23 protein-coding genes, 1 tRNA gene and 2 pseudogenes are annotated in these 23,745 nt (G+C 74.7%); 5 read left to right on the top strand and 21 right to left on the bottom strand.

Going from position 1 to position 23,745, the window contains the following annotated elements; all coding sequences use genetic code 11:
* Positions 1 to 42: 42 nt before the first annotated feature.
* The 3 genes and pseudogenes from NR072_RS08295 to NR072_RS08285 all read right to left on the bottom strand — a co-directional run.
* Positions 43 to 1,443: pseudogene (locus tag NR072_RS08295) on the bottom strand (MFS transporter); the annotation flags it as partial.
* On the bottom strand, positions 1,362 to 1,943 hold the full coding sequence (gene dcd, locus NR072_RS08290; protein WP_036317147.1) for a dCTP deaminase: 582 nt from the start codon (positions 1,941 to 1,943) through the stop codon (positions 1,362 to 1,364). The gene dcd and the pseudogene NR072_RS08295, both read right to left, overlap by 82 nt.
* 3 nt (positions 1,944 to 1,946) lie before the next feature.
* Complete coding sequence (locus tag NR072_RS08285) at positions 1,947 to 3,476, bottom strand: hypothetical protein (protein WP_206496707.1); 1,530 nt, start codon at positions 3,474 to 3,476, stop codon at positions 1,947 to 1,949.
* 121 nt (positions 3,477 to 3,597) lie between these two features.
* On the opposite strand from NR072_RS08285, the pseudogene NR072_RS08280 reads away from it, so the two are divergent.
* A pseudogene (locus tag NR072_RS08280) lies at positions 3,598 to 3,786 on the top strand (cation:proton antiporter); the annotation flags it as partial.
* A 99-nt stretch (positions 3,787 to 3,885) separates the two neighbouring features.
* Positions 3,886 to 3,959: transfer RNA gene (locus NR072_RS08275), tRNA-Gly, on the top strand.
* Between the two features lie 167 nt (positions 3,960 to 4,126).
* Here NR072_RS08275 and NR072_RS08270 read toward each other — a convergent pair.
* Positions 4,127 to 4,573: a DUF2087 domain-containing protein gene (locus NR072_RS08270; RefSeq protein WP_036317141.1), complete on the bottom strand. Its 447-nt coding sequence runs from the start codon at positions 4,571 to 4,573 to the stop codon at positions 4,127 to 4,129.
* Between the two features lie 260 nt (positions 4,574 to 4,833).
* Here NR072_RS08270 and NR072_RS08265 point away from each other — a divergent pair, with 260 nt between their 5' ends.
* Positions 4,834 to 5,814 carry an AEC family transporter gene (locus NR072_RS08265; RefSeq protein WP_060973616.1) on the top strand — a complete coding sequence of 327 codons (981 nt, stop codon included), beginning with the start codon at positions 4,834 to 4,836 and terminating at the stop codon, positions 5,812 to 5,814.
* A gap of 55 nt (positions 5,815 to 5,869) precedes the next feature.
* On the opposite strand, the gene NR072_RS08260 is transcribed toward NR072_RS08265, so the two are convergent.
* The 15 genes from NR072_RS08260 to NR072_RS08190 form a co-directional block, all read right to left on the bottom strand.
* Entirely contained in the window at positions 5,870 to 6,829 is a 960-nt protein-coding gene (locus tag NR072_RS08260) for a diaminopimelate dehydrogenase (RefSeq protein WP_036385002.1), read from the bottom strand.
* 44 nt (positions 6,830 to 6,873) lie between these two features.
* Positions 6,874 to 7,467 carry a hypothetical protein gene (locus NR072_RS08255; protein ID WP_256836832.1) on the bottom strand — a complete coding sequence of 198 codons (594 nt, stop codon included), beginning with the start codon at positions 7,465 to 7,467 and terminating at the stop codon, positions 6,874 to 6,876.
* A 118-nt stretch (positions 7,468 to 7,585) separates the two neighbouring features.
* Positions 7,586 to 8,065 (bottom strand): flavodoxin domain-containing protein, encoded by a 480-nt coding sequence (locus tag NR072_RS08250; RefSeq protein ID WP_069941971.1) that lies wholly within the window; start codon positions 8,063 to 8,065, stop codon positions 7,586 to 7,588.
* A gap of 40 nt (positions 8,066 to 8,105) precedes the next feature.
* Positions 8,106 to 10,205: an NHL domain-containing thioredoxin family protein gene (locus NR072_RS08245; protein WP_256836831.1), complete on the bottom strand. Its 2,100-nt coding sequence runs from the start codon at positions 10,203 to 10,205 to the stop codon at positions 8,106 to 8,108.
* A 94-nt stretch (positions 10,206 to 10,299) separates the two neighbouring features.
* Positions 10,300 to 11,154, bottom strand: a complete 855-nt coding sequence (locus tag NR072_RS08240) for a hypothetical protein (protein WP_256836830.1) — start codon at positions 11,152 to 11,154, stop codon at positions 10,300 to 10,302.
* Positions 11,144 to 13,402, bottom strand: a complete 2,259-nt coding sequence (locus tag NR072_RS08235; RefSeq protein WP_206451038.1) for a cytochrome c oxidase assembly protein — start codon at positions 13,400 to 13,402, stop codon at positions 11,144 to 11,146. Before NR072_RS08235 ends, NR072_RS08240 begins: the two co-directional genes overlap by 11 nt.
* A 73-nt stretch (positions 13,403 to 13,475) precedes the next feature.
* Positions 13,476 to 14,888, bottom strand: coding sequence for a Dyp-type peroxidase (locus tag NR072_RS08230; RefSeq protein ID WP_248086540.1), 1,413 nt, complete (start codon positions 14,886 to 14,888; stop codon positions 13,476 to 13,478).
* Complete coding sequence (locus tag NR072_RS08225; RefSeq protein ID WP_036316813.1) at positions 14,875 to 15,504, bottom strand: copper chaperone PCu(A)C; 630 nt, start codon at positions 15,502 to 15,504, stop codon at positions 14,875 to 14,877. The genes NR072_RS08230 and NR072_RS08225 overlap by 14 nt, the downstream gene beginning before the upstream one ends.
* A gap of 103 nt (positions 15,505 to 15,607) precedes the next feature.
* Positions 15,608 to 16,291, bottom strand: coding sequence for a copper resistance CopC family protein (locus NR072_RS08220; RefSeq protein WP_123244347.1), 684 nt, complete (start codon positions 16,289 to 16,291; stop codon positions 15,608 to 15,610).
* A gap of 110 nt (positions 16,292 to 16,401) precedes the next feature.
* Complete coding sequence (locus NR072_RS08215; protein WP_206451040.1) at positions 16,402 to 17,097, bottom strand: hypothetical protein; 696 nt, start codon at positions 17,095 to 17,097, stop codon at positions 16,402 to 16,404.
* Positions 17,098 to 17,254: 157 nt separating this feature from the next.
* Positions 17,255 to 17,536 (bottom strand): HU family DNA-binding protein, encoded by a 282-nt coding sequence (locus NR072_RS08210; protein WP_002858339.1) that lies wholly within the window; start codon positions 17,534 to 17,536, stop codon positions 17,255 to 17,257.
* Positions 17,537 to 17,765: 229 nt separating this feature from the next.
* Positions 17,766 to 18,071: a 30S ribosomal protein S14 gene (gene rpsN / locus NR072_RS08205; RefSeq protein WP_002858338.1), complete on the bottom strand. Its 306-nt coding sequence runs from the start codon at positions 18,069 to 18,071 to the stop codon at positions 17,766 to 17,768.
* Position 18,072: 1 nt separating this feature from the next.
* Positions 18,073 to 18,240: a 50S ribosomal protein L33 gene (gene rpmG, locus NR072_RS08200; RefSeq protein ID WP_002858336.1), complete on the bottom strand. Its 168-nt coding sequence runs from the start codon at positions 18,238 to 18,240 to the stop codon at positions 18,073 to 18,075.
* Position 18,241: 1 nt separating this feature from the next.
* A complete protein-coding gene (gene rpmB / locus NR072_RS08195; protein ID WP_002858335.1) occupies positions 18,242 to 18,478 on the bottom strand; it encodes a 50S ribosomal protein L28 in 237 nt (78 codons plus the stop codon).
* Positions 18,479 to 18,944: 466 nt separating this feature from the next.
* On the bottom strand, positions 18,945 to 19,700 hold the full coding sequence (locus tag NR072_RS08190; protein WP_095353969.1) for a VIT1/CCC1 transporter family protein: 756 nt from the start codon (positions 19,698 to 19,700) through the stop codon (positions 18,945 to 18,947).
* Positions 19,701 to 19,869: 169 nt separating this feature from the next.
* Here NR072_RS08190 and NR072_RS08185 point away from each other — a divergent pair, with 169 nt between their 5' ends.
* Both NR072_RS08185 and NR072_RS08180 read left to right on the top strand, forming a co-directional pair.
* Complete coding sequence (locus NR072_RS08185; protein ID WP_256836825.1) at positions 19,870 to 21,153, top strand: NRAMP family divalent metal transporter; 1,284 nt, start codon at positions 19,870 to 19,872, stop codon at positions 21,151 to 21,153.
* Complete coding sequence (locus NR072_RS08180) at positions 21,146 to 21,958, top strand: putative hydro-lyase (protein ID WP_070709385.1); 813 nt, start codon at positions 21,146 to 21,148, stop codon at positions 21,956 to 21,958. The genes NR072_RS08185 and NR072_RS08180 overlap by 8 nt, the downstream gene beginning before the upstream one ends.
* A gap of 22 nt (positions 21,959 to 21,980) precedes the next feature.
* Here the strand turns inward: NR072_RS08180 and NR072_RS08175 are convergent, their stop codons facing one another.
* Entirely contained in the window at positions 21,981 to 22,646 is a 666-nt protein-coding gene (locus NR072_RS08175; RefSeq protein WP_256836824.1) for a GntR family transcriptional regulator, read from the bottom strand.
* Between the two features lie 38 nt (positions 22,647 to 22,684).
* Positions 22,685 to 23,745, bottom strand: a 1,061-nt coding sequence (locus NR072_RS08170) for a biotin/lipoyl-containing protein (protein ID WP_306231001.1), incomplete at its 5' end; no start/stop codon positions are given.

The raw sequence follows: 23,745 nt of genomic DNA, 5'->3' as shown, positions 1-23,745 counted from the left end.
GGGTCCAGTCCAGACTAGCGGAAAGATGCGCCCCACCCGGGCTCAGCGCACCGATTCCGCGCTCCGCGTGATCGGCTCCGTGACCCGGGCGAACAGCAGCCCACCGGCCACGAGCACGACGACGATCACGGGGATGACCACCCGGTTGTCCGGGTGCAGGGCGAGCGCGAGCGTCACGAGCGCGGGCGTGATGAACCCGACCGCGCGGCCCGTGGTGGCGTACAGCCCGAACACCTCGCCGGCCGTCCGCGGCGTGGTGAGCCGGCCCAGGAACGCGCGCGAGGCCGACTGCACCGGGCCCACGAACAGGCACAGCGCCAGCCCGCCGACCCAGAACGCGAGGGTGCCCGAGGCGAAGAACAGCGCCCCGGCCACGAGGACCATCGCGGCGAGCGAGCCCAGGATCACCCGGCGCGGACCGGCCGCGTCGTCGAGCCGCCCGCCCACGAAGGCGCCCAGGGCGGCCACCACGTTGGCCGCGATCGCGAACAGGACCACGTCCGAGGCCGCCAGCCCGTAGACCGTGGTGCCCAGGATGGCGCCGTAGACGAACACCGCGCCCACGCCGTCGCGGAACACCGCCGAGGCCACGAGGAACCACAGCGTGTTCCGGTCCTCGCGCCACATCCGCGCCAGCGTGGACCCCAGCGCACGGTACGAGGCCGCCAGGGACTCCCGCCGCGGGCCGCCGCCGGGGGACGGCGCGGGCGCCGGGTCCGGCACGGCCACCAGCACCGGGATCGCGAACACCAGGAACCACGCCGCGGCCACGAGCGCGACCACCCGGATGTTCAGCGCCGCGTCCTCCGTGACGCCGAACCAGTGCGCGTCCCCCGAGACGAAGCCCACGAACACGATCAGCAGCAGCAGGATGCCACCGAGATAGCCCGCGCCCCAGCCGATGCCCGAGATCCGGCCGATCGTGGCCGGCGTCGAGATGTGCACGAGGATCGCGTTGACCTGCACCTCCGCGAACTCGAAGAACACCGTGCCCAGGGCGATCAGGGTGACGCCCAGCAGCAGCGAGGACTCCTCCGGGGTGACCCAGAAGCAGGCCGCGGTGCACGCGATCACCGCCGCCGTCATCACCCCCAGCCAGAGGCGGCGCCGGCCCGCGCCGTCCGCGCGCCGGCCCATCACGGGCGCGGTCAGGGCGATCACGACGCCGGCGATCGCCAGGGCCGTGGACAGCCACGCCGTGCCCCGCTCGTCCGGCCCGAACGCGTCCGAGGCCAGGTAGGTGCCGAACACGAAGGTGACCATGACCGCGTTGAACGCGGCCGAGCCCCAGTCCCACAGCGCCCACGCGGCCACCTGGCGACGCGGGGCGGCGGAGGCGACCGGCGGGAGCGCGGCGCCGGTCATCGCTCGATGCGGGTGAGGTGGAAGTCGCGGTGCGCCCGGGAGGCCGTGGGCCCGCGCTGACCCTGGTACCGGTTCTGGTTGGCCCCGGTGCCGTACGGCGACTGGGCCGCCGAGGAGAGCCGGAAGAAGCACAGCTGGCCGATCTTCATCCCCGGCCACAGCGTGATGGGCAGCGTGGCCACGTTGGACAGCTCGAGCGTGACGTGCCCGGAGAACCCGGGGTCGATGAACCCGGCGGTCGAGTGCGTCAGCAGGCCCAGCCGCCCCAGCGAGGACTTGCCCTCGAGGCGGGCGGCGAGGTCGTCCGGCAGCGTGACCTGCTCATAGGTGGAGCCGAGCACGAACTCCCCCGGATGCAGGATGAACGCCTCGTCCGGGTCCACCTCCACCAGCCGGGTCAGCTCGTCCTGCTCCTGACGCGGGTCGATGTGCGCGTACCGGTGGTTGTCGAAGAGCCGGAAGAACCGGTCCAGGCGCACGTCCACGGACGCGGGCTGGACCATCGCCGGGTCGAGGGGGTCCAGGCCCACGCGGCCGGAGTCGAGCTCGGCGCGGATGTCGCGGTCGGAGAGCAGCACGGCTCAGTCCATTCGCACGACGACGGCCAGCGGGGTGCGCTCGCGGCCCTGGCCCAGCGGGTTGTCCGCGAAGGCGGCCTCGAGGGCGGCGGCCGACGCGGCCGTGTCCTTGCCGAGGGCGTTGCGGCCGATGTCGTTGGCGTCCATCACGACGGTGCCGGCGAAGGAGGCCTTCGCCCAGGCCGGGATGTCCGCCGCCCGGATCATCGCCGAGACCTCGGCGGCCACCCGGTCCGGCTCGGCCGGGGGCAGCTTGGCGGAGACGTTGGCCGGGAACGTGGAGTAGGTGGTGGGTCCGTCGATCGCGCGGACGTTGCCGCCCACCACGTTGTAGAACACACCGCGCTTGCCGGCGACCTTGCCGGCGGCGCCGGCGGCCGCGGAGAGCACGATGCGCGGCAGGCCGGCCTCCTGGATGGCCAGCTGCATGGTGGTGGGGTCGCCCAGGCCGATGCCCGCGGGCGTGCGGGTGACCAGGCGGGAGAGGGCGCGGGCGGCCACGGAGGGGCGGACCTCCCAGGTGTAGTAGGAGCGGCCCTGGGTGATGGCCACGATCTTCTCGGACACGGAGAAGTGCCACGGGGCGTCCTGCGGCATCGCGTCCGCGGGCAGGTCGCGGAAGAAGTCCTCAATCTCGCCGCGCAGGTAGGCCTGCAGGTCCGTGTCCCGGTCCACCAGGCCGGTCTGCACAGGGAAGCGGCGGTAGCGGCGGCCGTCCTCGGCGGAGACCAGGTCGAGCTCCTTGCCCGGGTTCGGCTCGTGGTCCGGTTTGGCCGGTGCCGGGGCGGTGGGGGCCTCGTCGACCGCGGTGGCGGGGCCGGCCGGGGCGGCGTCCGCGTCCACCGCGTCGCGCAGCCAGAGCTCGAGGTTGAGCAGGCGCCAGAAGCGCTCGGGGTCGTGCCGGCGCGGGTGGGCGAGGAAGTCCTCGAAGAGCGCGCGGACGGTGGGCGCGTCGGCGTACGGGCGGGCGGCGAACGAGTCGGAGGCGAACACCTCGCGGACCGGCTCGCGCAGGGCGAGCAGCAGGCCGGCCGCGGCGTCGTCGTCCGCGTGGCGGGCCGGCGGGAGGACGGCGTCCACCAGGCCGGCGAGCCGCCCGCGCGGCACGCCGCGATCGGCGGGGCGCTCGTCCGCGTGGGCGTCGACGAAGGCCGAGTTCAGCAGCGCCTCGACGGGCACGTCGGCGCGCTCGCGGGAGTCGGCCAGGCGGGCGGCGACGTCGCGGCGGGTCGCGGTCAGGGTGCGCGCGGCACCGCGCAGGCCGCGGGACGCGTCGGCGGCCGGAGGCGTCGGGACGGGGCGGCCGCACACGTGCGCGGTCGAGGCCAAGGGGCCGCCGTGGGCGCGGATCGCGGCGCGGACCGACTCGAGGTCGGCGACCGGGGACGGCGTCGCAGCGGGGGCCAGCGGCGCGGGCCGGGGACCGCCGACGAGGAAGGGGCGGTCCGCCTCCCCGAACGCGAGGTAGCGGTACACCGCCGCGTCGTCGGGGCGGGCGGGGACCTGGGCCGCGTCGGCCGTGGTGTCGCGCATGGGACGTCCTTCCGGGACAGGGGCTGCCGGACGCGTCCGGCCGCGGCCGGGCGCGGTTCGGACTCTACCAGCGGCCCCCGGCGCGCTTTCGTTCGGGAAACGGCGGCCCCTGGTGCGCTTTCGTTCGGGAAACGGCGTGGCCGGCCGCTGGCGCGCGGGTGCGGCCCTGACCATCCGCGGGGAGTTCTCCATCGTGATCGCCGGGCCGGTGCTCACGCGGTACGCGGACGCGTTCGGTCGTTCGCGCGCCCGGGCGGCGACGCGGCGGGTGCAGGCGCGCGAGGTCGCCGTGGCGGACCCGGTGCACTGACGTACGGGGCCGTGGGGCGCGAGGACGACGCGGGGCCGGTGCACCGGCCGGGCTGGTGTATGGTGGTGCCCGCGCCGCAGGCGGAAGCCGAGCGGTTGCGCGGGCGTAGCTCAATGGTAGAGCGCTTGCTTCCCAAGCAAGATACGCGGGTTCGATTCCCGTCGCCCGCTCCACACCACGACGACGGCCCCGGGCCCCTCACGCGAGGGACCCGGGGCCGTGTCGGCCCACGTCGCCCCGCCACGGCCGCACCGGGAACGCAAGACGTCGGAATGCGGCCACATTCCGGCGTCATGGCGACCGCTGGCGTTCCAGGTCGCCGCGTGGGGTCCCGCTCCCCTCAACGGCCCGCGCGGATCTCGCGCAGCCGGCGTTCCAGGTCGACCGGCAGGTCCGCGGCGAAGCGCGGGTCGAGGTCGGGCCCGGCGTCCGCCAGTCGGTAGACGCCGTCGGCGCGGGCGAGGAACCCGTAGTCCACGAGTTCGCGACGCAGCGTGGCCACGTCCTCGTGGGCGGGGCGCAGCAGGTCGTTGACCTCGGCCTCCGCGTAGGCGCGGCCCGCTCTGAAGCGACGCAACAGCTCGAGAAGGACGGCCACCCGCGGCTTGCGACGCGCAGGGATGGAGCGCAGCCGGTCCCCGTCGAAGAAGCGGGCGAGCACGGTCGCGTGGTAGCGCTCGGCGGACTGCCACTCGTCGGCGAGGGCCGCCGCCGCGGCGGTGTACCGCTCACCGGTGACGGCCATGCGGGCGCGGATCAGGGTCTTGAGGTCGGACTGACGGGTCATGGTGCATCCTCGCCGGCGCGCTCCCGGCCATGCCGCGCCGCGGGTCGGGGACGACGTCCGTCGCGTGCGGGTGGGCCCGAGGATCCGCTCCCCTTCGCGCCGGGCTGCAGGGCCCTGCCGCGCGGGACCGGGCCGCGTGGCGCGCTCGGCGGTGGGCGCCGCCGTCGTGATCCAGGCTAGCCGACGCCCGCGACGTAGGATCGCGCCATGCCCCTGACCCCGCCGCGGACCGCCCCACCCCGACCTGTGGAGGCCCGTCCGTGACCCAGGTGCTCTCCGGCTTCGCGGTCGTGTGGGTGATCATCCTCGTGGGCGTCCTGGTGGGGCGCACGGGGGTGCTCGGTGAGCACGGCCGCACCGTGCTCTCCCGCGCGGCGTTCTTCATCGGCAACCCGGCGCTGCTGTTCGTCACGCTCTCCCGCGCGGACGTGGGCGCCGTGCTGGGCCCCCAGCTGTGGGTGGCCACGCTGTCCGCGTTCACCGCGGCCGCACTGTACCTCGCGGTGACGGTCCCGCTGCTGAAGGGCAGGTCGGCCTCGGAGCGGATCATGTCCGCGCTCAGCGCCTCGCTCGTGAACTCGGCGAACCTCGGCATCCCCATCGCGGCCTACGTCCTCGGCGACGCCGCCCTGGCCGCCCCGGCGCTCATCTTCCAGCTGGCGATCTACACGCCGCTCTACGTGGCCGCGATGGACGCCGCCACCGCGCGCGAGGCCCGGCGACGCACGACGGCGGGCCGGCGCCGGGCGGTGCGCCGCTCCCCCGGGCGCGCCGTGGCCGACCAGGTCCGCCACACGGTCACCAACCCCCTGATCCTGGGCTCGGTGGCCGGCCTGGTCTTCTCCCTCACCGGCTGGTCGTTGCCGGGCCCCCTCATGGAGTCCGTGGAGCTCATCGGCGGGCTGTCCATCCCGGCGATGCTCCTGGCGTTCGGCATGTCGCTGGTCGGCTCGCGGCCGCTCGAGCGGGCCGGCGGGCGACGCGCGGACGTGCTGCTCGCCTCGGCGGTGAAGCTGGTGGTGCATCCGCTGCTGGCCTGGCTGCTCGCGCAGTTCGTGTTCGGCCTGGATGCGCGGCACGTGTTCGTCGCCGTCGTCCTGGCCTCCCTGCCGACCGCACAGAACGTGTTCGTCACCGCCGTGCGCTACGACGCGGGGCTGCGCGTCTCGAAGGACACGATCCTGGTCACCACGATCGTCGCGATCCCGGCGATGATCGCCGTCGCCCTGCTGCTGGCCTGAGGCCGACGACGGCGGCGCCCGGCCCGGTGTCACGCGCCGGACGCCTCGCCGCGGCTCAGACGTCCCGGCGGATCAGCTCGTCCAGCCCCGTGGGCGAGAGCAGGTACGGGGCGACCTCGAGCACGGTGCGCGCCCCCGTCTCCCCCTGGGCCTTCAGCCGCGCGGCGGCACGGCCGTAGGCGACCTGCGCGGCGGCGGTGAAGTCGGGGTTGGACTCCAGCTCCAGCACGAACTCGACCGCGCTGCGCGAGCCGCCGAGGTCGCCCGAGGTGACGACGTGGCCGCCGTGCGGCATGCCCTGGTGGTCGCGCTCGAACTCCTCCTCGGAGATGAAGTGCACGGTGGTCTCGTACGGGGCGAAGTAGTCCGGCATCGTGGTGATGGCCTCGGTGATGGCCGCGTGGTCGGCCTCGTCGGCCACCACGTAGCACTCACGCACGTGCGCGGAGGCGCCGGTGATCTCGGCGCCCCGTCCGGCGCGGGCCTCGGCGATCGCCTCCTCGCTGGGGATCGTGTACTGCACGCCGCGCCGGACGCCGGGGACCCGACGGACGGCGTCGGAATGGCCCTGCGAGAGGCCCTTGCCCCAGAACGTGTTCTGCTGCGGCTGAGGGAACAGCGCCGCGCCCAGCACCCGGTTCACCGAGAACAGGCCCGGGTCCCAGCCGGTGGAGATCATCGCCACGTGCCCGCCCTCCCGGGCCGCGGCGTCCATCTCGGCGCGGTGCCGCGGGATGAGCTGGTGGTTGTCGTAGGTGTCCACGGTGGTGAAGTGCCGCGCGTAGCCGGCCGCCTGCTCGGGGATGTCCGTGGCGCTGCCGAGGCAGAGGAACAGCACGTCGATCTCCCCGGCGTGCTCGGCGGCCCGCTCCGCCGGGAGCACGGGCGTGTCCGTGTCCAGGCCGGTGCGGCGCGAGAAGATGCCCACCAGCTCCATGTCCGGCTGGAGCTTCACGAGCTTCTCCACACTGCGTCCGAGGTTCCCGTATCCGACGATGCCGGCGCGGATGGTCATGTGCGTCCTCCTGGTGGGGTCGTGGTCAGGTCGGTCCCGCCAGCCTAGGCCCGGCGCCGCGGGGCGCCGAGTCCGCCCACCGGACCGCGCAGCAGGAGCACGACGACGGCGACCAGCCCCGCCAACGCCAGCACGCTGACCACGTAGATCGGCCAGGCCCACGGGCTGTGGTCGCCCCCGCCGATGCCGTAGGTGTCCGCGAGCGCCATGCCCGGCCCGAACGAGGCCATGAAATAGGCCGGAGAGGCGGCGACGAGCGAGGCGAGGCCCAGGGCGAGGACCGCCAGCGGGTCGACCTCCTCGCGACGCCACGTGAGGAACCACAGGACCGCGGCCACGCCGAGCCCGGCCGCCAGGATCACGGCCGGAAGGATGAAGGGGACGCCGAGCTGGCCCGCCGCGCTCAGGTCCGCGTAGATCCTCCGGAGGCCGCGGTCGCCGGGCGCGGCGGCCAACGGGTTGAGGACGAACACCTGCAGGGCCGCGAGCGCCGCGACGGCCGCGACGACGCCCGGGACCACCGCACCCGCGGCGAGCCGCACCCAGCCGGGCCGGTCGGGCAGGGCGAGGGGCACCGTCGTCGGGCGGGGCCGGGCGGGGCGGGAGGACGCGGCGGGGCGTCGGGCGGAAGGGGACATGCGGCCAGGCTAACCGCTCGCCTCCGCCGCGGGCGCGAGAGCCTCCGGCGCCGTTTCCTCAACGACAGCGTCTGCGGAGGCGCCCCCGCCGTCTCGTCGACGAGCGCGGCGGGTGGGGTCAGCGCACGCCGGCGCCGGAGAGGGTCTTGGCCCAGGCCTCGATGGCGTCCCAGTCGCGGTAGTCGCCGTAGTGCTCGTTGCGGGAGAGCTTGAGCTTGAGCTTCTCCAGCCGGCCCAGGCGCTCCTCGACGAGCGCCCCGCGGAAGTACGCCACCTCGCGCGGACCGTAGGACTCGAGCTTCTCCCGCACCGGCGGGGCCAGCTCGGGCGCGCCGCCGGAGGCCAGGATCACGAGCGGCAGGTCCGCCAGCTCGGCCCGACGGGTGTCGAGGAACGCCCGCGCGTCGGCGGCGAGCGAGCCCGTGTAGACCGGGGCCGCGACGATCACCGCGTCCGCCGTGGCCAGCCACGCGGCGGCGCCCTCGACGTCCTCCACCACGGTCGGGACGGCCTGCGACGTGCGCAGCACCTCCGCGACACGCTCGGCGATCTCTCGCGTGGATCCGTGGGCGGACGAGGTGACGATGAGCGTGGTCATGGTGGGGCGCAGCCTTCGGGGTCGGGGGCGGACGACGCGCTCAGTGTATCCCGCGCAGGTCCAGGTCCAGGCGGGTCTCGGCGCCCTTCGGGGCCCGGTCCGGGGTGTGCACCGTGACCGGGATGCCCCAGTCCTGCTGGTACAGGTGGCAGGCGGCGTGGTCCGGGATGGGCTGCCCCTTCTCCCCGTCGCACGCGGCGGCCCGGGCGGTGATGTGCAGGACGCCCTCCTCGACCTCGGGGTTCAGCCGCAGCGTCCGGTGCAGCCCCGTGGACGTGCCGGCGCCCTCGAGCAGCAGCTCCTCCGGGGACGAGGAGACCTTCAGCTGCGTGGGGTCGCCCCAGCGGTCGTCCAGCTTCTGCCCCGTGGGCGCGGCGAAGCCGATCGTCAGGTCCAGGTCGCCGGCCACCACCGGGGTGCGGGGACGCTGCGTCTGCCGCGCGCCTTCGTCCACGGTGAGGAACTCCTCCGGCACCGCCAGCCGCGTGAGCCGGTGGGCGTTGGACTCGACCACCACGATCGCAGTGTCGTTCCCGTCCGCGTCGTGCTCCACGAGCACGTCCGAGGGCTCGAGCAGTCCGCGCGCCACCGTGGTCACCGTGGCCGGGACCGCCCGGCCCGCGGCGTCCTCGCCGGCCGGGGCGTACCGGCGGATCGCGCCGTTGTACGTGTCGGCGATCAGCACGGAGCCGTCCGGCAGGGCTGTGACGCCCAGCGCGTGCTGCAGGCGCGCGCGGTCCGCCTCCCCGTCCACGTGGCCGAAGTCGAACAGGCCCGCCCCGACGGCGGTCCCGACCTCGCGGCGCCCGTCCTCCCCGGTCCGCACCCAGCGCACCGCGGAGGTCTCCGAGTCCGCGACCCACAGCGTGCCGTCCGCGCCCACGGACAGCCCCGAGGGCTGCGCGAACCAGGCCCGTCCGGCGTCGCCGTCCAGCAGGCCCTCGAGCGCCGTGCCCGCGTGCACCGCGAGCGCGCCCGTGACGGGGTCGAAGTCGAAGAGCTGGTGCGTGCCGGCCATCGCGATCACCACACGCCCCAGGGCGGGGTGCCACACGACGTCCCACGGGGAGGACAGCGAGATCGCGGTCGGCTCCCCGGGCAGGTCCGCGAGGTCGACGGCGACGTCCCCCTCGTCGTCGACGGCGGCGGCCTCCTTGGCGCGCTCGGAGTCGATGAGCTTCTGCACGCCGTTGCCGGCGAGGGTGCTGACGCGCCCGTCCGACAGGCGCAGGCCCCGCAGCCGGTGGTTGACGGAGTCCGCCACGACGACGTCGTAGCCGACGCGCTGGGCGACGTCCTCGGGCAGCAGCGCCAGGCCCTGGGGCTCGTTGAACAGCGCCTCGTCCGGCCCGCCGTCCGCGTGGCCCTTCTCCCCGGGCGTGGGGAATGCGAGCTCGGCCTGGCCCGCGTCCGCCGCGGCGGGGTCCCCGCCGCCGAACGCGCGGAGCACCGTGGTCAGGTCCTCGGCGACCTCCAGGAGGCGGTGGTGGCCGGTGTCCGAGACGAGGAACGAGCCCGGGCGGGAGCCGCGGCCGCCGAGCGACACGGCCTTGCCGGGGAACGACAGGTCCCGGGCCACGGGCGCGGGCGGGACGTAGGGGCCGGAGCCGCGGTGCAGCGTGCCCTTGGCCTCATGCTCGGCCACGAGCTCGCGCACGAGCCCGTAGAGCCCGGCCACGTGCCCCTCGCCGGACAGGTGCGCGGCGATGTAGCCCTCCGGGTCCACCACCACGAGGGTGGGCCACGCGCGCGCCGAGTACGCCTGCCACGTGGTCAGCTCGGGGTCGTCCAGCACGGGGTGCTCGATGGCGTAGCGCTCGACGGCGGCCGCGAGCGCGTCCGGGTCCGCCTCGTGCTCGAACTTGGGCGAGTGCACGCCCACCGTGACGAGCACGTCCGCGAACTCCTCCTCAAGCGGGCGCAGCTCGTCCAGGACGTGCAGGCAGTTGATGCAGCAGAACGTCCAGAAGTCGAGGAGCACGACCTTGCCGCGCAGGTCCTCGAGGGCCACCTGCTCGCCGCCGGTGTTCAGCCAGCCGCGGCCCACGAGCTCGGACGCGCGCACCCGGGTGGCCGCGCGCGGCACGGCGGCGGGGGCGTCAGCGGACGGGGCGGGGTTCGGGGTCTGCGGTGCGGTCATGCCCACCATCATGACGCACGCCCCGGACGCGTCAGCCGTGAGCGGACGCCGGCGGCGTCACAGGGGAAAGACGACGCCGCCGGGCGGGTCCGGCTCAGTCGGCGGCCAGGGCGGCGGCCAGCATCTCCTCGGCGATGAGGGTGAACTCCTTGCGCCCGGCCTCGGGCCGGCCCACGAAGGAGACCATCACCACGGCGTCGGAGGTGACGGCGGTGAGCACCTGGGCCGTGAGCTGGGGCTCGGACTCCGAGGCCACGGTCCGCTCCCACACGAGGGCGGACTGCGCAGGCGTGCCGTCGGACAGCGGCGCGTCGGAGACCTCGAGGCGGTAGTCGACGGTCGCGTCCCCCTCCTGCACGGTCATGGTCATCTCGCGGCAGTCGGCGCGCAGGGCGTTGACGGTCTGGAGGTGCCGCTCGACGTCCTGGCGGCCCTGGCCCGTGAGCCGGGCGACCTCCACGGTGCCCGTGCCCGTGAAGGTGTCGGCGCCGACGTCCACGCGCGTGGCCTCGGCCCCGTCGAGGGCGATCGGGGAGAAGTCCAGGGCGGTCAGCGGCGCCTTGCACTGCGCCGGCTGCACGGTGGTCCGGTCCGCGTCCGCGCGCCGGTCCCGGGAGTCCTCGCGGGCCGCGTCGATCTCCTCCGCCGTGGCGGCCCGCTGCCGGACGAAGCCGAACGTGGCCGCACGCTCGGCCGCGGCCTGCGCCATGCGCTCGTCCTGACGGTCGCCCAGGCCGAGCCCCTCCGGGGCCGCCGACTCCGTGGGCGCCGCGGTGCCGGCGTCGCCGTGGACTCCGTCCGCGGGCGCGGACGCGGCGGCCGGATCGCCGTCCCCGGCCCTGCAGCCCGTCAGGGCCAGCAGGCCGGCGGCGACGGCGGCCGCGAGGCGCAGCCGACCACGCCGGGGCGCGGCCGGGCGGCGGAGGGGACGGACACGGTCAGCGGACATCACGGGCCTCCTCGGGGCCGGTGGAGGAGTCACGGGCCACGGGCTCGGCGCCGCTCGGGGCGTCGGTGACCGGGGTGCCGTGCATGCGGGCGTACATCTCGTTCCAGCGGCGCAGCTCCGCGTCGCCGTCGCGGTCGGCCTGCCGGTCCAGCCGGACCGCGTTCTTGCGGTCGCTGCGATACCAGAGCACGGCCACCATCACCGCCATCATCACGGTGGGGAACTCGCCGATGCCCCACATCACCGCGCCGCCGATGCGCTGGTCCTCGAGGGCGGTGGGGCCCCAGTCGCGGCCCATGTTGCCGAACCAGGACGCCTGCATCAGGCCGGTGGAGGAGGTCATGGCGACGCCGATGAAGGCGTGGAAGATCATCGTGGCCATCAGCAGCACGAGCCGCAGGGCGTACGGGGGCCGGCGCGGCAGCGGATCCGAGCCGATCATGACCAGGGCGAACAGGAACCCGGTCAGCAGGAAGTGGACGTTCATGAACTCGTGGCCCACGTGGGTCTCCAGCGAGAACCGGAAGAAGTCCGTGTAGTAGAACACCAGGATCGAGCCGGCGAAGTTGACCCCCGCCACGATCGGGTTCGTGATGAACCGCCCCCACGGGGAGTGCACGATCCACAGGATCCACTCGCGCGGGCCGCGCGTCCCGTCCGTGCGGGACGGCAGGGCCCGCAGCGCCAGGGTGATCGGCGCGCCCAGGACGAGGAAGACGGGGCTGAGCATCGTCAGCGTCATGTGGCCCACCATGTGCGCGCTGAACAGGACGCGGCCGTACACGGCCGGGGACCCGGAGGTCGCCCACAGCAGCACGGCCAGGCCCGCGAGCCACGCGACGGTGCGCAGCACGGGCCAGCGGTCGCCGCGGCGGCGCAGCTGCCACACGGAGCGCAGGTACCAGAGGGTCAGGAACGCGATGATCGCGACCCACAGCCAGTCGAACCGCCACATCGTGATCCACCGGGCGCCCTCGAGGGCCGGCGGCAGCTCGTAGCCGGTGAGGATGCGGGCCGGGGAGGCGTCCGGCGCGAGCTCCTCCGGCACGGGCGGGGCCGTCCGGGAGAGCACGGAGGAGACGCCCATGACGGCGCCCATGATCACGGCCTCCACGGCGATGAGCTGCCACAGCAGGCGACGCGCGGGGGCGGGGCTGGGACGGTCCGGGCCGGCGTCGAGGCGGGGGATGACCCACCGGCGGTGCAGCAGGCCGATCAGGCCGAGGCCCAGGGCCGCCAGGAACTTGGCCGACACGAGGATGCCGTAGGGGCTCAGCAGCTGGGCCGGATCGTCCATGCGGATCGACGCGTTGACCACGCCGGACAGCGCCACCGTGACCAGGCCCAGCCCGGCGAGCACGGAGTACCGGGTCAGGACCGTGTGCAGCAGGGGCGCCGGGCCCTGCCGGCGCAGGCTGCGGCCCCGCCCCTGCGCCCCGTTGGGCCCCACGAGGGTGTCCGAGATCGCGACGAGCACGAGCAGTCCGCCCACCCACACGACGACGCCGAGCAGGTGCAGGCCGATCGAGTTCACGGCGCCGTTGTGGTCGTCACCGCCCGCCGCGTGCCCGATCAGGGCCAGGGGCACGAGGGCGAGCATCGCCAGGATGCCGGTCCAGAACAGGCCGTTGTGGGAGCGGACGGCGATCGCCAACGTGGTCACGACGGCGGCGATCACGGTGACCCAGAACCATGCCTGGCCCACCGAGATGCCGACCACGTAGGCCGCCAGGCCGTCCGTGAAGCCCTGCCCCGCCGTGACGGGGATGCCGGCGAGATCCGAGTAGGACAGCACGCCGACGGCCAGCGCGGCCACCGTCCACACGCCGGCGCTGACGGCGGCGATCCGCATCACGCGGGTGAACGCGGGGTGCTCGGGCAGCGGTGCGGCGTCCGCGTCCTCGCGCCGCTGCCGGGCGGAGCGGTGCCACCGTTCCGTGCCCGCCGCGTGGGGCGGCAGGACCCCGGCCGCGAAGATCAGCGCGGCGATGGTCAGGGACATCGCCACGTTGGAGACGAGCTCCCCCACGGGCACGCCCCAGCGGGTGATCCACCCCGGGTCGGAGAGCTGGCGCGCGGCGGTGACGCCGGTCAGCCAGCCGGCGGCGGCGAGGCCGGCGGCTCCCGCGGCGGCCACGAGCACCCAGATCCACCGGGGCACTCCGACCGGCCCCGACGGACCGGGGCGGGCGGCGTCGTCGTTCTCGGCGGGATGGCTGCCCCGGGCGGGGGCGGTGGCGGCGGACATGGGGTCCATCCTCTCAAAGCATGCGGACGCCCGACGACGGTGGGGCCGGCCTCGCCGTCGTCGGGCCCCCGGGTCAGGCGAACAGGGCGTCGCCCACGAACCCGCCCTCGGCGCAGCCGGGCGGGATCGCGAAGACCGCCGAGCCGACGGGCACGGTCCACAGGTTCAGGTGGTCCGACTCCGCGAGCCGGGCCTGGACGGGGACGAACTGGCGGTCCACGTCCGCCTGGTAGGCGGCGAAGATCAGGCCGGAGCCCGCCTCCAGCGCCCCGCGCGGGTCATCGTAGTTGTAGCCGCGGCGCAGCATCCCGTGCTCGGGCTCCTCCCCGCGGGCCCGCCGCAGGTGCGCGATGTCCGAGATGACCGGGAAGCCCGTGGGGCCGACGGCGTCGAAGTCCGGCTCGTCGTGCTCCTGCTCCCCCGTGAGGGGGGCGCCGGTGCCGAGGCGACGGCCGATGACCTTCTCCTTGGCCGGGCGGTCGAGCTCGTCCCACGTGTCCATGAGCATCTCGATGCGCCGGATCACCACGGACGTGCCGTCCGCGATCCACGGGGTGACACCCACCTGCTCGGCGCCCACGCCCCACACCACGCGGTCGAGGTGCGGGGTGCCCGCCGCCGGGTTGCCGGTGCCGTCCACCTGCCCGAAGAGGTTGCGCATCGTGGTGCCGGTGGGGTGGGCGCCGCGGGCGGAGCGGAAGCCCTCCTGCACCCAGCGCTCGGTGGCGAACGGCCGGGCCGCCTTGAGGAGCATGCGCCGGGCGTGGGCCACGGACATCCGGTCGTCGCCGCAGATCTGCAGCAGCAGGTCGCCGTCGCTGAACGCGGGGTCCAGGCGGTCGATCTGCTCGAACGCCGGCAGCGGGCGCAGCCAGGCCGGGGCCCGGTCCGGGGCCACGCGGCGGACGAGCTCCGGGCCGAAGCCGAACGTCACGGTGAGCCGCGCGGGGGCGGCGGCGAGCTCCGGCTCGGTGTCGGCGATCGTGGCGCGGCCCTGGGTCAGGCGCGCAGCGTCGTCGGTGAGCAGGCGCAGCATCCGCTCGATGCGCACCCGGCCCGTGTCCTCGTGCAGGTCGAAGGCGAGGAAGACGGCGTGGGCCTGGGCGGGGGTGTCGACGCCGGCCTGGCGCGGCCCGTGGAACGGCACGGTGTCCGTGCCCACGGGCGAGCTGACGGCCACCCGGGCGGCCTGGCCGCCGGGCTCGGCCCAGCCGGCCCGGCCGACGTCGCCCTCGATGCCGGTGTCGCCCATGACCTCGGAGGGTGAGGCCCCCGCCCCGGGCGCGGCGGACGCGCCCGGGGCGGTCGAGGCCGACGCGTGGCCGGCGCCGTAGCCGAGCGCCGTGCCCAGCAGGCCGCCGCCCACCGCGCCCGCCCCGAGGAGCAGGCCGCGGCGGGAGGGGCCCCCCGGGGCCGGGCGGGCGCCCTCGCGCCCGCCCGACCCGTGGTGGTCGTCCGGCCGGACGGCGGGGTCAGTGGTCGGCATGGTCCTCCGATTCGTGGGACTCGCCGCCGTGGTACGACTCGTTGGCGCCGGTGAAGGGCCGGACCACGGAGGTGACCTCGAGGGTGGAGCCGTCCTCCAGCTCGAGGTCGTAGGTCACGTCCTCACCCGGCTCGATCGGGTCGGTCAGGCCCATGAACATCACGTGGTTGCCGCCCGGGGCGAGCTCGAGGCTCCCGCCCGCGGGCACGGTGAAGCCGTCGGGGCTCTCCTGCATCACCATCTGGCCGTCCTCGCCGGAGACCATCTCGTGGAGCTCGACCGTCTCGCCCAGCTCCGAGCGGACGCCGACGATGTGCAGGTCCTGGTCCGAGGAGTTCTCGAGCATGCCGAAGGAGCCGGTCATGCCCTCCTCGGTGGCCTTCGTCCAGGGGTCGGTGATCGTGAGGCCGGCGGCCTGGCCGTCCGCGGTGGACGCGGCCGGCGAGGCATCCGAGGCCGGGGCGGCGTCCGTGGCCGGCGCGACGCTCGAGGCGTCCGACGCGCTCGGGGCGGAGCCGGCGTCGTCTCCGGCGCAGGCCGTCAGGCCGAGGGCGGCGACGGCGAGCACGGCGGCGGCGCCGAGGCGGCGAGGGGCGCGGGGGGAGGTGGTGGTCACGTCTGTGGGGTTCCTTGTCAGGCGGGCGCGCGACGACGCGCGGGGCGTTCGGGCGCGCGAGGGCGGGGCCGGCCCCCTCAGGGGGCCGACCGGGGATCAGAGGTCAGCGGCCGTCGTCGAGGTGGCCGAGTGCGCGGGCGCGGCGGCCCATCAGGAGGAAGGCCACGACGAGCACGGCCAGGCCGGCGATGCCGGCGACCCACACCCAGGCGGGCAGCGCGTCGGTGTCCGCGGGCTGCGCGGCGTCGGAGGCGTCCGCCTGCGCGGTCGCCTCGGCCGAGGCGGCGTCGCCCTGACCTGCCGTGGCCTCCGGGGAGGCGGCGGTCGAGGCCCCGGCGACGGCGGTGCCGCAGCCCTGGGGCGCGGTGCCGGCGGCCGGTGCGGCCGGGTCGTCCACCGCGAAGTCGAACGAGCGCTCCTCGGAGTGCCCGTCCGAGTAGACGACGCGGTAGGCGACCTCGTAGTCGCCGTTGGGCAGCCCCTCGCACAGCGGCGCGGAGAAGGTGGGGCCGTCCACGGTGCCGGCAGCGGACTGCCACTGGTTGCCGTCGGCGTCGCGGACCTGCAGGAGGTTCTGGATGCCCTCGCCGTCGATCAGCTCGCCGCTGAAGGTCAGGGAGACCTCCGACGGCGCCGTCGTGGCCGTCTCGCCGACCGCGGGGGCGGTGCGGATGAGCTCGTCGTGCGCGGCCGCGGGGGCGGCTCCGGCGACGACGAGGGCGGGCAGCAGGGTGAGTCCGGCGGCGGCGCGAGCGGCGCGGCGGACAGGGGCGGTCTGGTGATGCATGGTGGTGTCCTCACGGGTCTGCCGCGGTCCCGGACGGGAGTCGCGGGCGGACCGTTCCGAAGGGTCGTCGGGCGCGGTCGGGCCTCGAGACGCGGACGGAGCCGGCGTCCTCAGGCCGCGAGGGCGAACGGCGGGCCGCGCCGCCCCGGAGAGCTGAGGAGGGCGAGGGACGTCGCCGGCCGGAGCACCGGCGGGACGGGGACACGGAGGCGGGCCGGCGTCGGCAGGGGGCCGTGCGCGGCCGGCGGCGGGCAGACGGCGGCCACCACGCGTTCGGCGATGGCGAGCACGAGGGCCTCACCGCGCCGCAGCACCAGCACGGTGAGGACCGCGGCGATCACGTGGGCCGCGAGCATGCGCAGGTCGGTCAGGTGGCCGGCGGGGGCGCCGGACAGGGCCTCCCCCGGTGCCAGGAGGGCCCCGGCGCCGGGATGGGCGTGGCCGAGGTGGGCCGGGTCGACGCCGGCGACCGGCGCCACGGCGTGTCCGCCGGCGGCGAGCCCGTAGAGCACGTGGAACAGCCCCTGGGCGATCGCGACGGCGGCGGCGGTGCGCCACAGCGAGAGGGCGCGGCCCGCCAGGGCGGTGCAGAGCGGGGCGGCGAGGACGGCCGCGAAGGCGACCACGCCGACCTCGGGGAACCCGTGACCGGGCTCGGCGGCGGTGTGGAACAGCGCGGCCAGGGCGGTCATCGCCAGGGCCCCGGCCCAGCCCCGGGCCAGACGGGCCGGTCCACGCACGACGCGCGGAGGGGCGTCCTCGAGGCCGGACGGGGCCCACGGAGCGGCGGCGACGGCGCTGCGCATGCCACGACTCCTCTCCGCACGGCCCCGGCCCACGTCGGCCGGACGATCGTCCGCCCATCCTACGCGCCCGCAGACGACGACGGGCGCCCCACCCGAGGGTGCGACGCCCGTCCCGCGGCGTGCGGCGTGGGTCCGGGGACCCGCACCGCGACCGGGATCACTCGGAGGCGGCGGCCTTGAGCTTGGAGCCGGCGGTCACCTTCACGGAGTGGCCGGCCGGGATGGTGATCTCCTCGCCGGTGCGCGGGTTGCGGCCGGTGCGCTCCTTGCGCTCGGTGCGCTCCACGGCCAGCCAGCCCGGGATCGAGACCTTCTCGCCCTTCTTGACCTGGGCGGTGAACACCTCGAAGAGGGCGTCCAGCACATCGCTGACGGCGGCCTGGGTGTTGCCGGAGCGCTCGGCGACGGCGGCGACGAGTTCCTTGCGGTTCATGGCCATGGGTCCTCCCTATGGGACGTCGGTTACGGTTCCCGGGCCGTTCGGACCGGGCTGCCAGTTGTGAACGTACCACCTCTCCGCGGGCGAATCGCCCCCTGAACCGCGAGAATCCGCGATTTCCCGTGACCCGGGCGGCCCTGATCCCCGAGGCACGACGACGGCGGCGCCCCTCCTGAGGAGGGACGCCGCCGTCGCGGTGGTGCCGAGCGCCCGGAGACCGGGCCTCAGGTCACCAGGAGGACTTGGTCACGCCGGGCAGCTCGCCACGGTGCGCCATGTCGCGGAAGCGCACGCGGGAGATGCCGAAGCGCTGGAAGGTGCCGCGGGGGCGACCGTCGATGGCGTCGCGGTTGCGCACGCGGACCGGGGAGGCGTCGCGGGGCAGCTTCTGCAGGCCCAGGCGGGCGGCCTCGCGGGCCTCGTCCGACGCGTTCGGGTCCACGAGGGTCTTGCGCAGCTCGAGACGCTTCTCGGCGTAACGGGCCACGATGGCCTTGCGCTGCTCGTTCTTGGCGATCTTGGACTTCTTGGCCATCTCAGCGCTCCTCTCGGAAGTCGACGTGCTTGCGGACCACCGGGTCGTACTTCTTCAGGGTGATGCGGTCCGGGTTGTTCCGGCGGTTCTTGCGGGTCACGTAGGTGAACCCGGTGCCGGCGGTGGACTTCAGCTTGATGATCGGACGAACGTCCTTGTCCTTGGCCATGTCAGAGCTTCACTCCCTTCGCGATCAGGTCCGCCACGACGGCGTCGATCCCGCGCACGTCGATGGTCTTGATGCCCTTGGCGGACAGCGTCAGCGTGACGTTGCGGCGCAGGGAGGGGACCCAGTAGGTCTTCTTCTGGATGTTCGGGTCGAACCGGCGCTTGGTGCGACGGTGCGAGTGGGAGATGCTGTGGCCGAATCCCGGCCCAGCCCCGGTTACCTGGCAGTGAGCTGCCATGATCACTCCTCGTGGCAAGTAGTAGTAAAAGGACGGGCGGAACCCGCATGGCGGCGAGCCGCGGACCTGTCCGCGGACACCTGTTGTGAGCCCCGCCCCGGGTGTGGACACCGCACTCTTACTGCGACTTCTCGAAAAGGGGGACCAGGCTGGGTGAGAGCCAACCGAAGTTCCTTATGGGATCGCTGGTGTGGACGGTGAGCCCCGGTCCGCCCTGAGGGCGTCCCGGGATCCGGTCTGCGGGAGCGCGTTGCTTTTCCGACCCGCCGTCCGCCCGGTCACCTGACCGATGGAACGACGAGAACAACGCGGCGTGCGCCGTTCTATCTTACGCGAACCGTGGGCGTCGCTTCAACTCGACGGGGGGGCGCCTGTGGTATGCGCACGGTCCTCGGCCCCCGGGGCCGCTCCGCGCGCGCCACGGCGCGGCCACGGGCGCTGGGCCGGCCCACCCCTCCGGCGTGGATCAGGCGACCGACGCCCCCAGCAGCGAGCCCACCGCGAAGGTCAGGCCGAGCGCCAGGGCGCCGCCGAGGACGACGCGCACGGCCGCCCGCAGCGCGGGCGCGTCGCCGAGCCGGGCCCCGACCCAGCCGGTGACGGCGAGGGCCACGAGGGTGACGGCGAACGTGAACGGGACGCGGAGGCCCACCGGCGCCAGGACGACCGTCAGGAAGGGCAGCAGCGCGCCCACGAGGAACGCAAGGAAGGACGCCCCGGCGGCGGCCCACGGGCTGACGACGTCCTCCTCCGCCATGCCCAGCTCCATGCGCAGATGCGCGGCGAGCGCATCCTTCTCGGTGAGCTCCCGCGCGGCGGCCTCGGCCGTGGCCCGGCTCAGGCCGTCCGCCTCGTAGAGCTGCACGAGCTCCTCCAGCTCACCCTCGGGATCCTCCTCGAGCTCACGGCGCTCCTTGGCGATCAGCGACTTCTGCGAGTCGGAGGACGAGGAGACGGACACGTACTCGCCCAGCGCCATGGAGAAGGCGCCGCCGACCACGGCCGCGGCGCCGGCCAGCAGGATCGGGGTGAACGCCGTCGTCGCACCGGCGACACCGACGACGGTGGCCGCGACGGACACGATGCCGTCGTTGGCACCGAGCACGCCCGCGCGGAGCCAGTTGAGGCGGGCATGCACGCCGCCGGTGGCGTGCGGCTCGTCGGGACCGCCCGGCGGGAGCTGATCTGCCAGGGGCGAGGACTGTTCAGACGTGTGCGACATGTCTCCATGCTCGCGGCGCCGGGCGGGGCGCGCCAGACAGGTGAGGCGTTCCTTCGGACGGGGACGCCACGACACCCGGTCTCGCTGTTGCCAGGATTGTTCAACAACAGCTACCGTCTCCCCCAGCGCCTCGTGACGCCCGTCACCTCGCCCGGCGCCCTCGACGAAGGTGACCACCGTGTCCCACGCAGACATCCCCCACGCCGGGCCGGACGGCGCGACCCCCTCGGGCACCGCACCGAAGACGGACTCCCGTGCCGCGAGCGCCACCCGGCGCACCGCACTGCTCGGCGCCATGTTCCTCATGGCCACCTCGGCCATCGGCCCCGGCTTCATCACGCAGACCGCCACGTTCACCGTCCGGATGGGCGCCGCGTTCGCGTTCGCCATCCTGGTCTCGATCCTCATCGACATCGCCGTCCAGATGAACGTGTGGCGCGTCATCGGCGTCTCCGGCATGCGCGCCCAGGAGCTGGCGAACCGCGTCCTGCCCGGCCTCGGCTGGGTCCTCGCCGCGCTCGTGTTCCTCGGCGGCATGGTCTTCAACATCGGCAACATCGCCGGCACCGGCCTCGGCGCGAACGCCATGCTCGGCGTCGACCCCCTGATCGGTGGCGGCGTCTCCGCGCTCATCGCGCTGCTGATCTTCCTCTCCAAGCGCGCCGGCGTGGCCCTGGACCGGATCGTGGTGGCGCTCGGCGCCGTCATGATCCTGCTGATGCTGTACGTGGCCATCACCTCCGCCCCGCCCGTGGGCGAGGCCCTGCGCCAGTCCGTGATGCCGGAGGAGGTCGACTTCTTCGTGATCGTCACCCTCGTGGGCGGCACCATCGGCGGCTACATCACCTACGCGGGTGCCCACCGCATGATCGACTCCGGAGTGAAGGGCGTGGACGACGTCCAGGACATCACCCGCAGCTCCGTGGCCTCGATCCTCGTGACCGGCCTGATGCGCGCCCTCCTGTTCCTGGCGATCCTCGGCGTCGTCGCCTCGGGGGCGGTGCTGTCCAAGGACAGCCTGGCCGCCTCCGCCTTCCAGGCCGCCGCCGGCGACATCGGCCTGCGCATGTTCGGCATCGTCCTGTGGGCCGCCGCCGTCACCTCCGTGATCGGCGCGTCGTACACCTCGATCAGCTTCGTCACCCGCTCCACCACCAGCGCCCGCACCCGCAACCTGCTGACGGTCGCCTTCATCGTGGTCTGCACCGCCCTCTACCTGGCGCTGCGCCAGGCCCCGCAGACGCTGCTCGTGTTCGCCGGCGCGTTCAACGGCATGATCCTGCCGGTCGGCTTCGCCGCCCTCCTGTACGTGGCCTGGCGCCGCCGCGACCTGCTGCACGGCTACCGCTACCCCGGGTGGCTGCTCGTGATCGGCGCGCTCGCGTGGATCGTCTCCGTGTTCATCGCGGTGCGCGGGTTCATCCCCATGGTCGAGATGATCACCGGTGCCTGAGATGACCACGACGACGCCGCTGCCGCCGCTGGACGGCGCCACGACCCCCGCGCAGGCCCGCGAGCGGTTCCGCGCGGGGCTCGTGCGGCCGACCTCGGGGATCGCCGACGGCTACGCGCAGGCGAACCTCGTCTCGATCCCGCAGGACCACGCCTACGACGTCCTGCTCTTCGCCCAGCGCAACCCCCAGGCCCTGCCGCTGCTCGGCGTGTTCGAGGCCGGCGAGGTCAACGGCCCCGCGCTGGACGGCGACGTCCGCACGGACGTGCCGCAGTACGTGGTGTACCGCGACGGCGTCGAGACGGACCGCCCCACGGATCTGCTCGACGTGTGGCGGGACGACCTCGTGACGTTCGTGATCGGCTGCTCGTTCACCTTCGAGTCCGCCCTGGTGGCCGAGGGCATCCGGATGGCCCACCAGGACGCCGGTGTGAACGTGCCGATGTACCGCACCACGCGGCGCTGCGCCTCGGCGGGCCGCCTCTCGGGCCCGCTCGTGGTCTCGATGCGCCCCATCCCCGCCGACCGTGTGGCCGACGCCGTGCGCATCACCTCCCGCTACCCCGCGGTGCACGGCGCGCCCGTGCACGTGGGCGACCCGGCCGGCCTCGGGATCACGGACCTGTCGGCACCGGACTTCGGCGACGCCGTCGAGGTCCCGCAGGGCCACCTGCCCGTGTTCTGGGCGTGCGGGGTGACGCCGCAGGCGGCGATCATGGAGTCCCGCCCGCCGCTGGCCATCACGCACGCGCCCGGGCACATGCTCATCACGGACCTGCCGGACCGGATGTTCCAGGTCCCGTGACCGTCAGGGCCCGGGCAGGCGGTCAGTCCCCCACGGCGGCGAGGTGCGCCAGGACGAACTGCTCCGCCTCGTCCAGGTAGTCGCCGAACATGGCGTGCACCGCGGGGAGGTCGCCGGCCAGCAGCCGCTCCACGATCCACCGGTTGCGGTCCGCGAACTGCACGTGCAGGCGCGTCTGCTCGTCCATGGGGTGGAACGCCAGGCGCACGCGGGCCTGCACCGACGCCATGAGCCGCGTGAGCTCGGGGGCGCCTGCCAGGTCCACGATGCCGACGTGGACGCGATGGTTGGCGTCGCCCAGGACCCGCGCGGGGGTGTCCGGGCCGCCCGAGAGCAGGTCCTGGGCACAGCGCAGGTGGCGCGCCGCGCCGGGGGTGAACTCTCCGTGCTCGAGGGCGCCGAGCTGGATCACCCGACGCGTGCGGTACAGCCCGCGCACGTCCTCCGGACCCGGCGCCGCCACGAACACCCCGCGGTGCGGCCGTCGCTCCACGAGGCCCTCCGAGGCCAGCATGGTGAACGCCTCGCGCAGGCTGTTGCGGCTGACCTGGAGCTCGGCGGCCAGCGCCACCTCTCCCAGCCGCTCCCCCGGCACGAGTCCGGCCGCCGCGATCCGCTGCCGCAGCTGCGCGGCCGCGGCCACGGGAGCCGGGGCCGGGGCGGACTCCCCGCCGCCGGCGCCGGGCACGATGCCTTCCCCGGTGACACCGCCGCGCGCCGGCACCCTCACGCCCCCAGCCGGGCGATCGCCTGGCCGCGCGTCACCGAGGCCGGGGTCTCGGCCACGAGGAGCTGGATCCGGCCCGCACGCGGGGCACGGATCGGCGTCTCCATCTTCATCGCCTCGACGATCGCGACCGTGTCACCCTCGGCCACCTCGGCGCCGTCCTCGACCTTCCACGAGGCCAGGGTGCCGGTGACCGGCGAGGCCACGGTGCCGTCGTCGTCGGGCTTCCCGGCGCCGGCAGCGCCGGCCGGGGCCGCGGCACCCGCGCCGCCGCCTCCGAGGAGGGCCGCGTAGAGATCGGCGGGCAGGCCCAGTCGCACGGCGCGGCCGTCCAGCTCGACGGTGACGGCAGTCCGGCCGCCCGCAGGCACCTCGGCGCCCAGGTAGGGGGACTCGGCCAGCGGCTCGGCGAACTCGGACTCGATCCACGTGGTGTAGACGCCGAGGCGGTCCCCCGAGGTGAAGGCGTCCTGCTCGAGCACGGCGCGGTGGAACGGCACCACGGTGGGCACGCCGTCGATGCGCAGCTCGGCCAGGGCGTCGCGGGCGCGGGCGATGGCCTGGGCGCGGTCCTCGCCCCACACGATGAGCTTGGCGAGCAGGGAGTCGTACTCGCCCGGCACCACGGAGCCGGTGCGGACGCCCGAGTCCATGCGGACCCCGGGGCCGGTGGGGGCCTCGAACGCGTCGATCGGGCCGGGCACGGGCAGGAAGCCGTACGCCGGGTCCTCAGCGTTGAGGCGGAACTCGAGGGCGTGGCCGCGCGGCGTCGGGTCCTCGGGGATGCTCAGCGGCTCGCCGGCGGCGACGCGGAACTGCTCGCGCACCAGGTCCACGCCGAAGACCTCCTCGGTGACCGGATGCTCCACCTGCAGGCGGGTGTTCACCTCCAGGAAGCTGATGAGGCCGTCCGGGGCCACGAGGTACTCGACCGTGCCGGCCCCGGTGTACCCGGCGGCGCGGCAGATCTCGCGGGCGGAGGTGTGGATGCGCTCGCGCTGCTCGTCCGTGAGGAACGGCGCCGGGGCCTCCTCCACGAGCTTCTGGTTGCGGCGCTGCA

Origin of the sequence: Micrococcus sp. Mcc89, from assembly GCF_024519795.1 — a bacterium.
Lineage (GTDB): Bacteria > Actinomycetota > Actinomycetes > Actinomycetales > Micrococcaceae > Micrococcus > Micrococcus luteus.
This window is presented reverse-complemented; position numbering and strand designations above follow the sequence as displayed.

Bases quoted from the DNA above. Each gene is read 5' to 3' on its own strand.
- NR072_RS08285 (WP_206496707.1), bottom strand. From the start codon at position 3,476: ATGCGCGACACCACGGCCGACGCGGCCCAGGTCCCCGCCCGCCCCGAC.
- NR072_RS08270 (WP_036317141.1), bottom strand. From the start codon at position 4,573: ATGACCCGTCAGTCCGACCTCAAGACCCTGATCCGCGCCCGCATGGCC.
- NR072_RS08260 (WP_036385002.1), bottom strand. From the start codon at position 6,829: ATGACCATCCGCGCCGGCATCGTCGGATACGGGAACCTCGGACGCAGT.
- NR072_RS08255 (WP_256836832.1), bottom strand. From the start codon at position 7,467: ATGTCCCCTTCCGCCCGACGCCCCGCCGCGTCCTCCCGCCCCGCCCGG.
- NR072_RS08250 (WP_069941971.1), bottom strand. From the start codon at position 8,065: ATGACCACGCTCATCGTCACCTCGTCCGCCCACGGATCCACGCGAGAG.
- NR072_RS08245 (WP_256836831.1), bottom strand. From the start codon at position 10,205: ATGACCGCACCGCAGACCCCGAACCCCGCCCCGTCCGCTGACGCCCCC.
- NR072_RS08240 (WP_256836830.1), bottom strand. From the start codon at position 11,154: ATGTCCGCTGACCGTGTCCGTCCCCTCCGCCGCCCGGCCGCGCCCCGG.
- NR072_RS08235 (WP_206451038.1), bottom strand. From the start codon at position 13,402: ATGTCCGCCGCCACCGCCCCCGCCCGGGGCAGCCATCCCGCCGAGAAC.
- NR072_RS08230 (WP_248086540.1), bottom strand. From the start codon at position 14,888: ATGCCGACCACTGACCCCGCCGTCCGGCCGGACGACCACCACGGGTCG.
- NR072_RS08220 (WP_123244347.1), bottom strand. From the start codon at position 16,291: ATGCATCACCAGACCGCCCCTGTCCGCCGCGCCGCTCGCGCCGCCGCC.
- NR072_RS08215 (WP_206451040.1), bottom strand. From the start codon at position 17,097: ATGCGCAGCGCCGTCGCCGCCGCTCCGTGGGCCCCGTCCGGCCTCGAG.
- NR072_RS08210 (WP_002858339.1), bottom strand. From the start codon at position 17,536: ATGGCCATGAACCGCAAGGAACTCGTCGCCGCCGTCGCCGAGCGCTCC.
- rpsN (WP_002858338.1), bottom strand. From the start codon at position 18,071: ATGGCCAAGAAGTCCAAGATCGCCAAGAACGAGCAGCGCAAGGCCATC.
- rpmG (WP_002858336.1), bottom strand. From the start codon at position 18,240: ATGGCCAAGGACAAGGACGTTCGTCCGATCATCAAGCTGAAGTCCACC.
- rpmB (WP_002858335.1), bottom strand. From the start codon at position 18,478: ATGGCAGCTCACTGCCAGGTAACCGGGGCTGGGCCGGGATTCGGCCAC.
- NR072_RS08190 (WP_095353969.1), bottom strand. From the start codon at position 19,700: ATGTCGCACACGTCTGAACAGTCCTCGCCCCTGGCAGATCAGCTCCCG.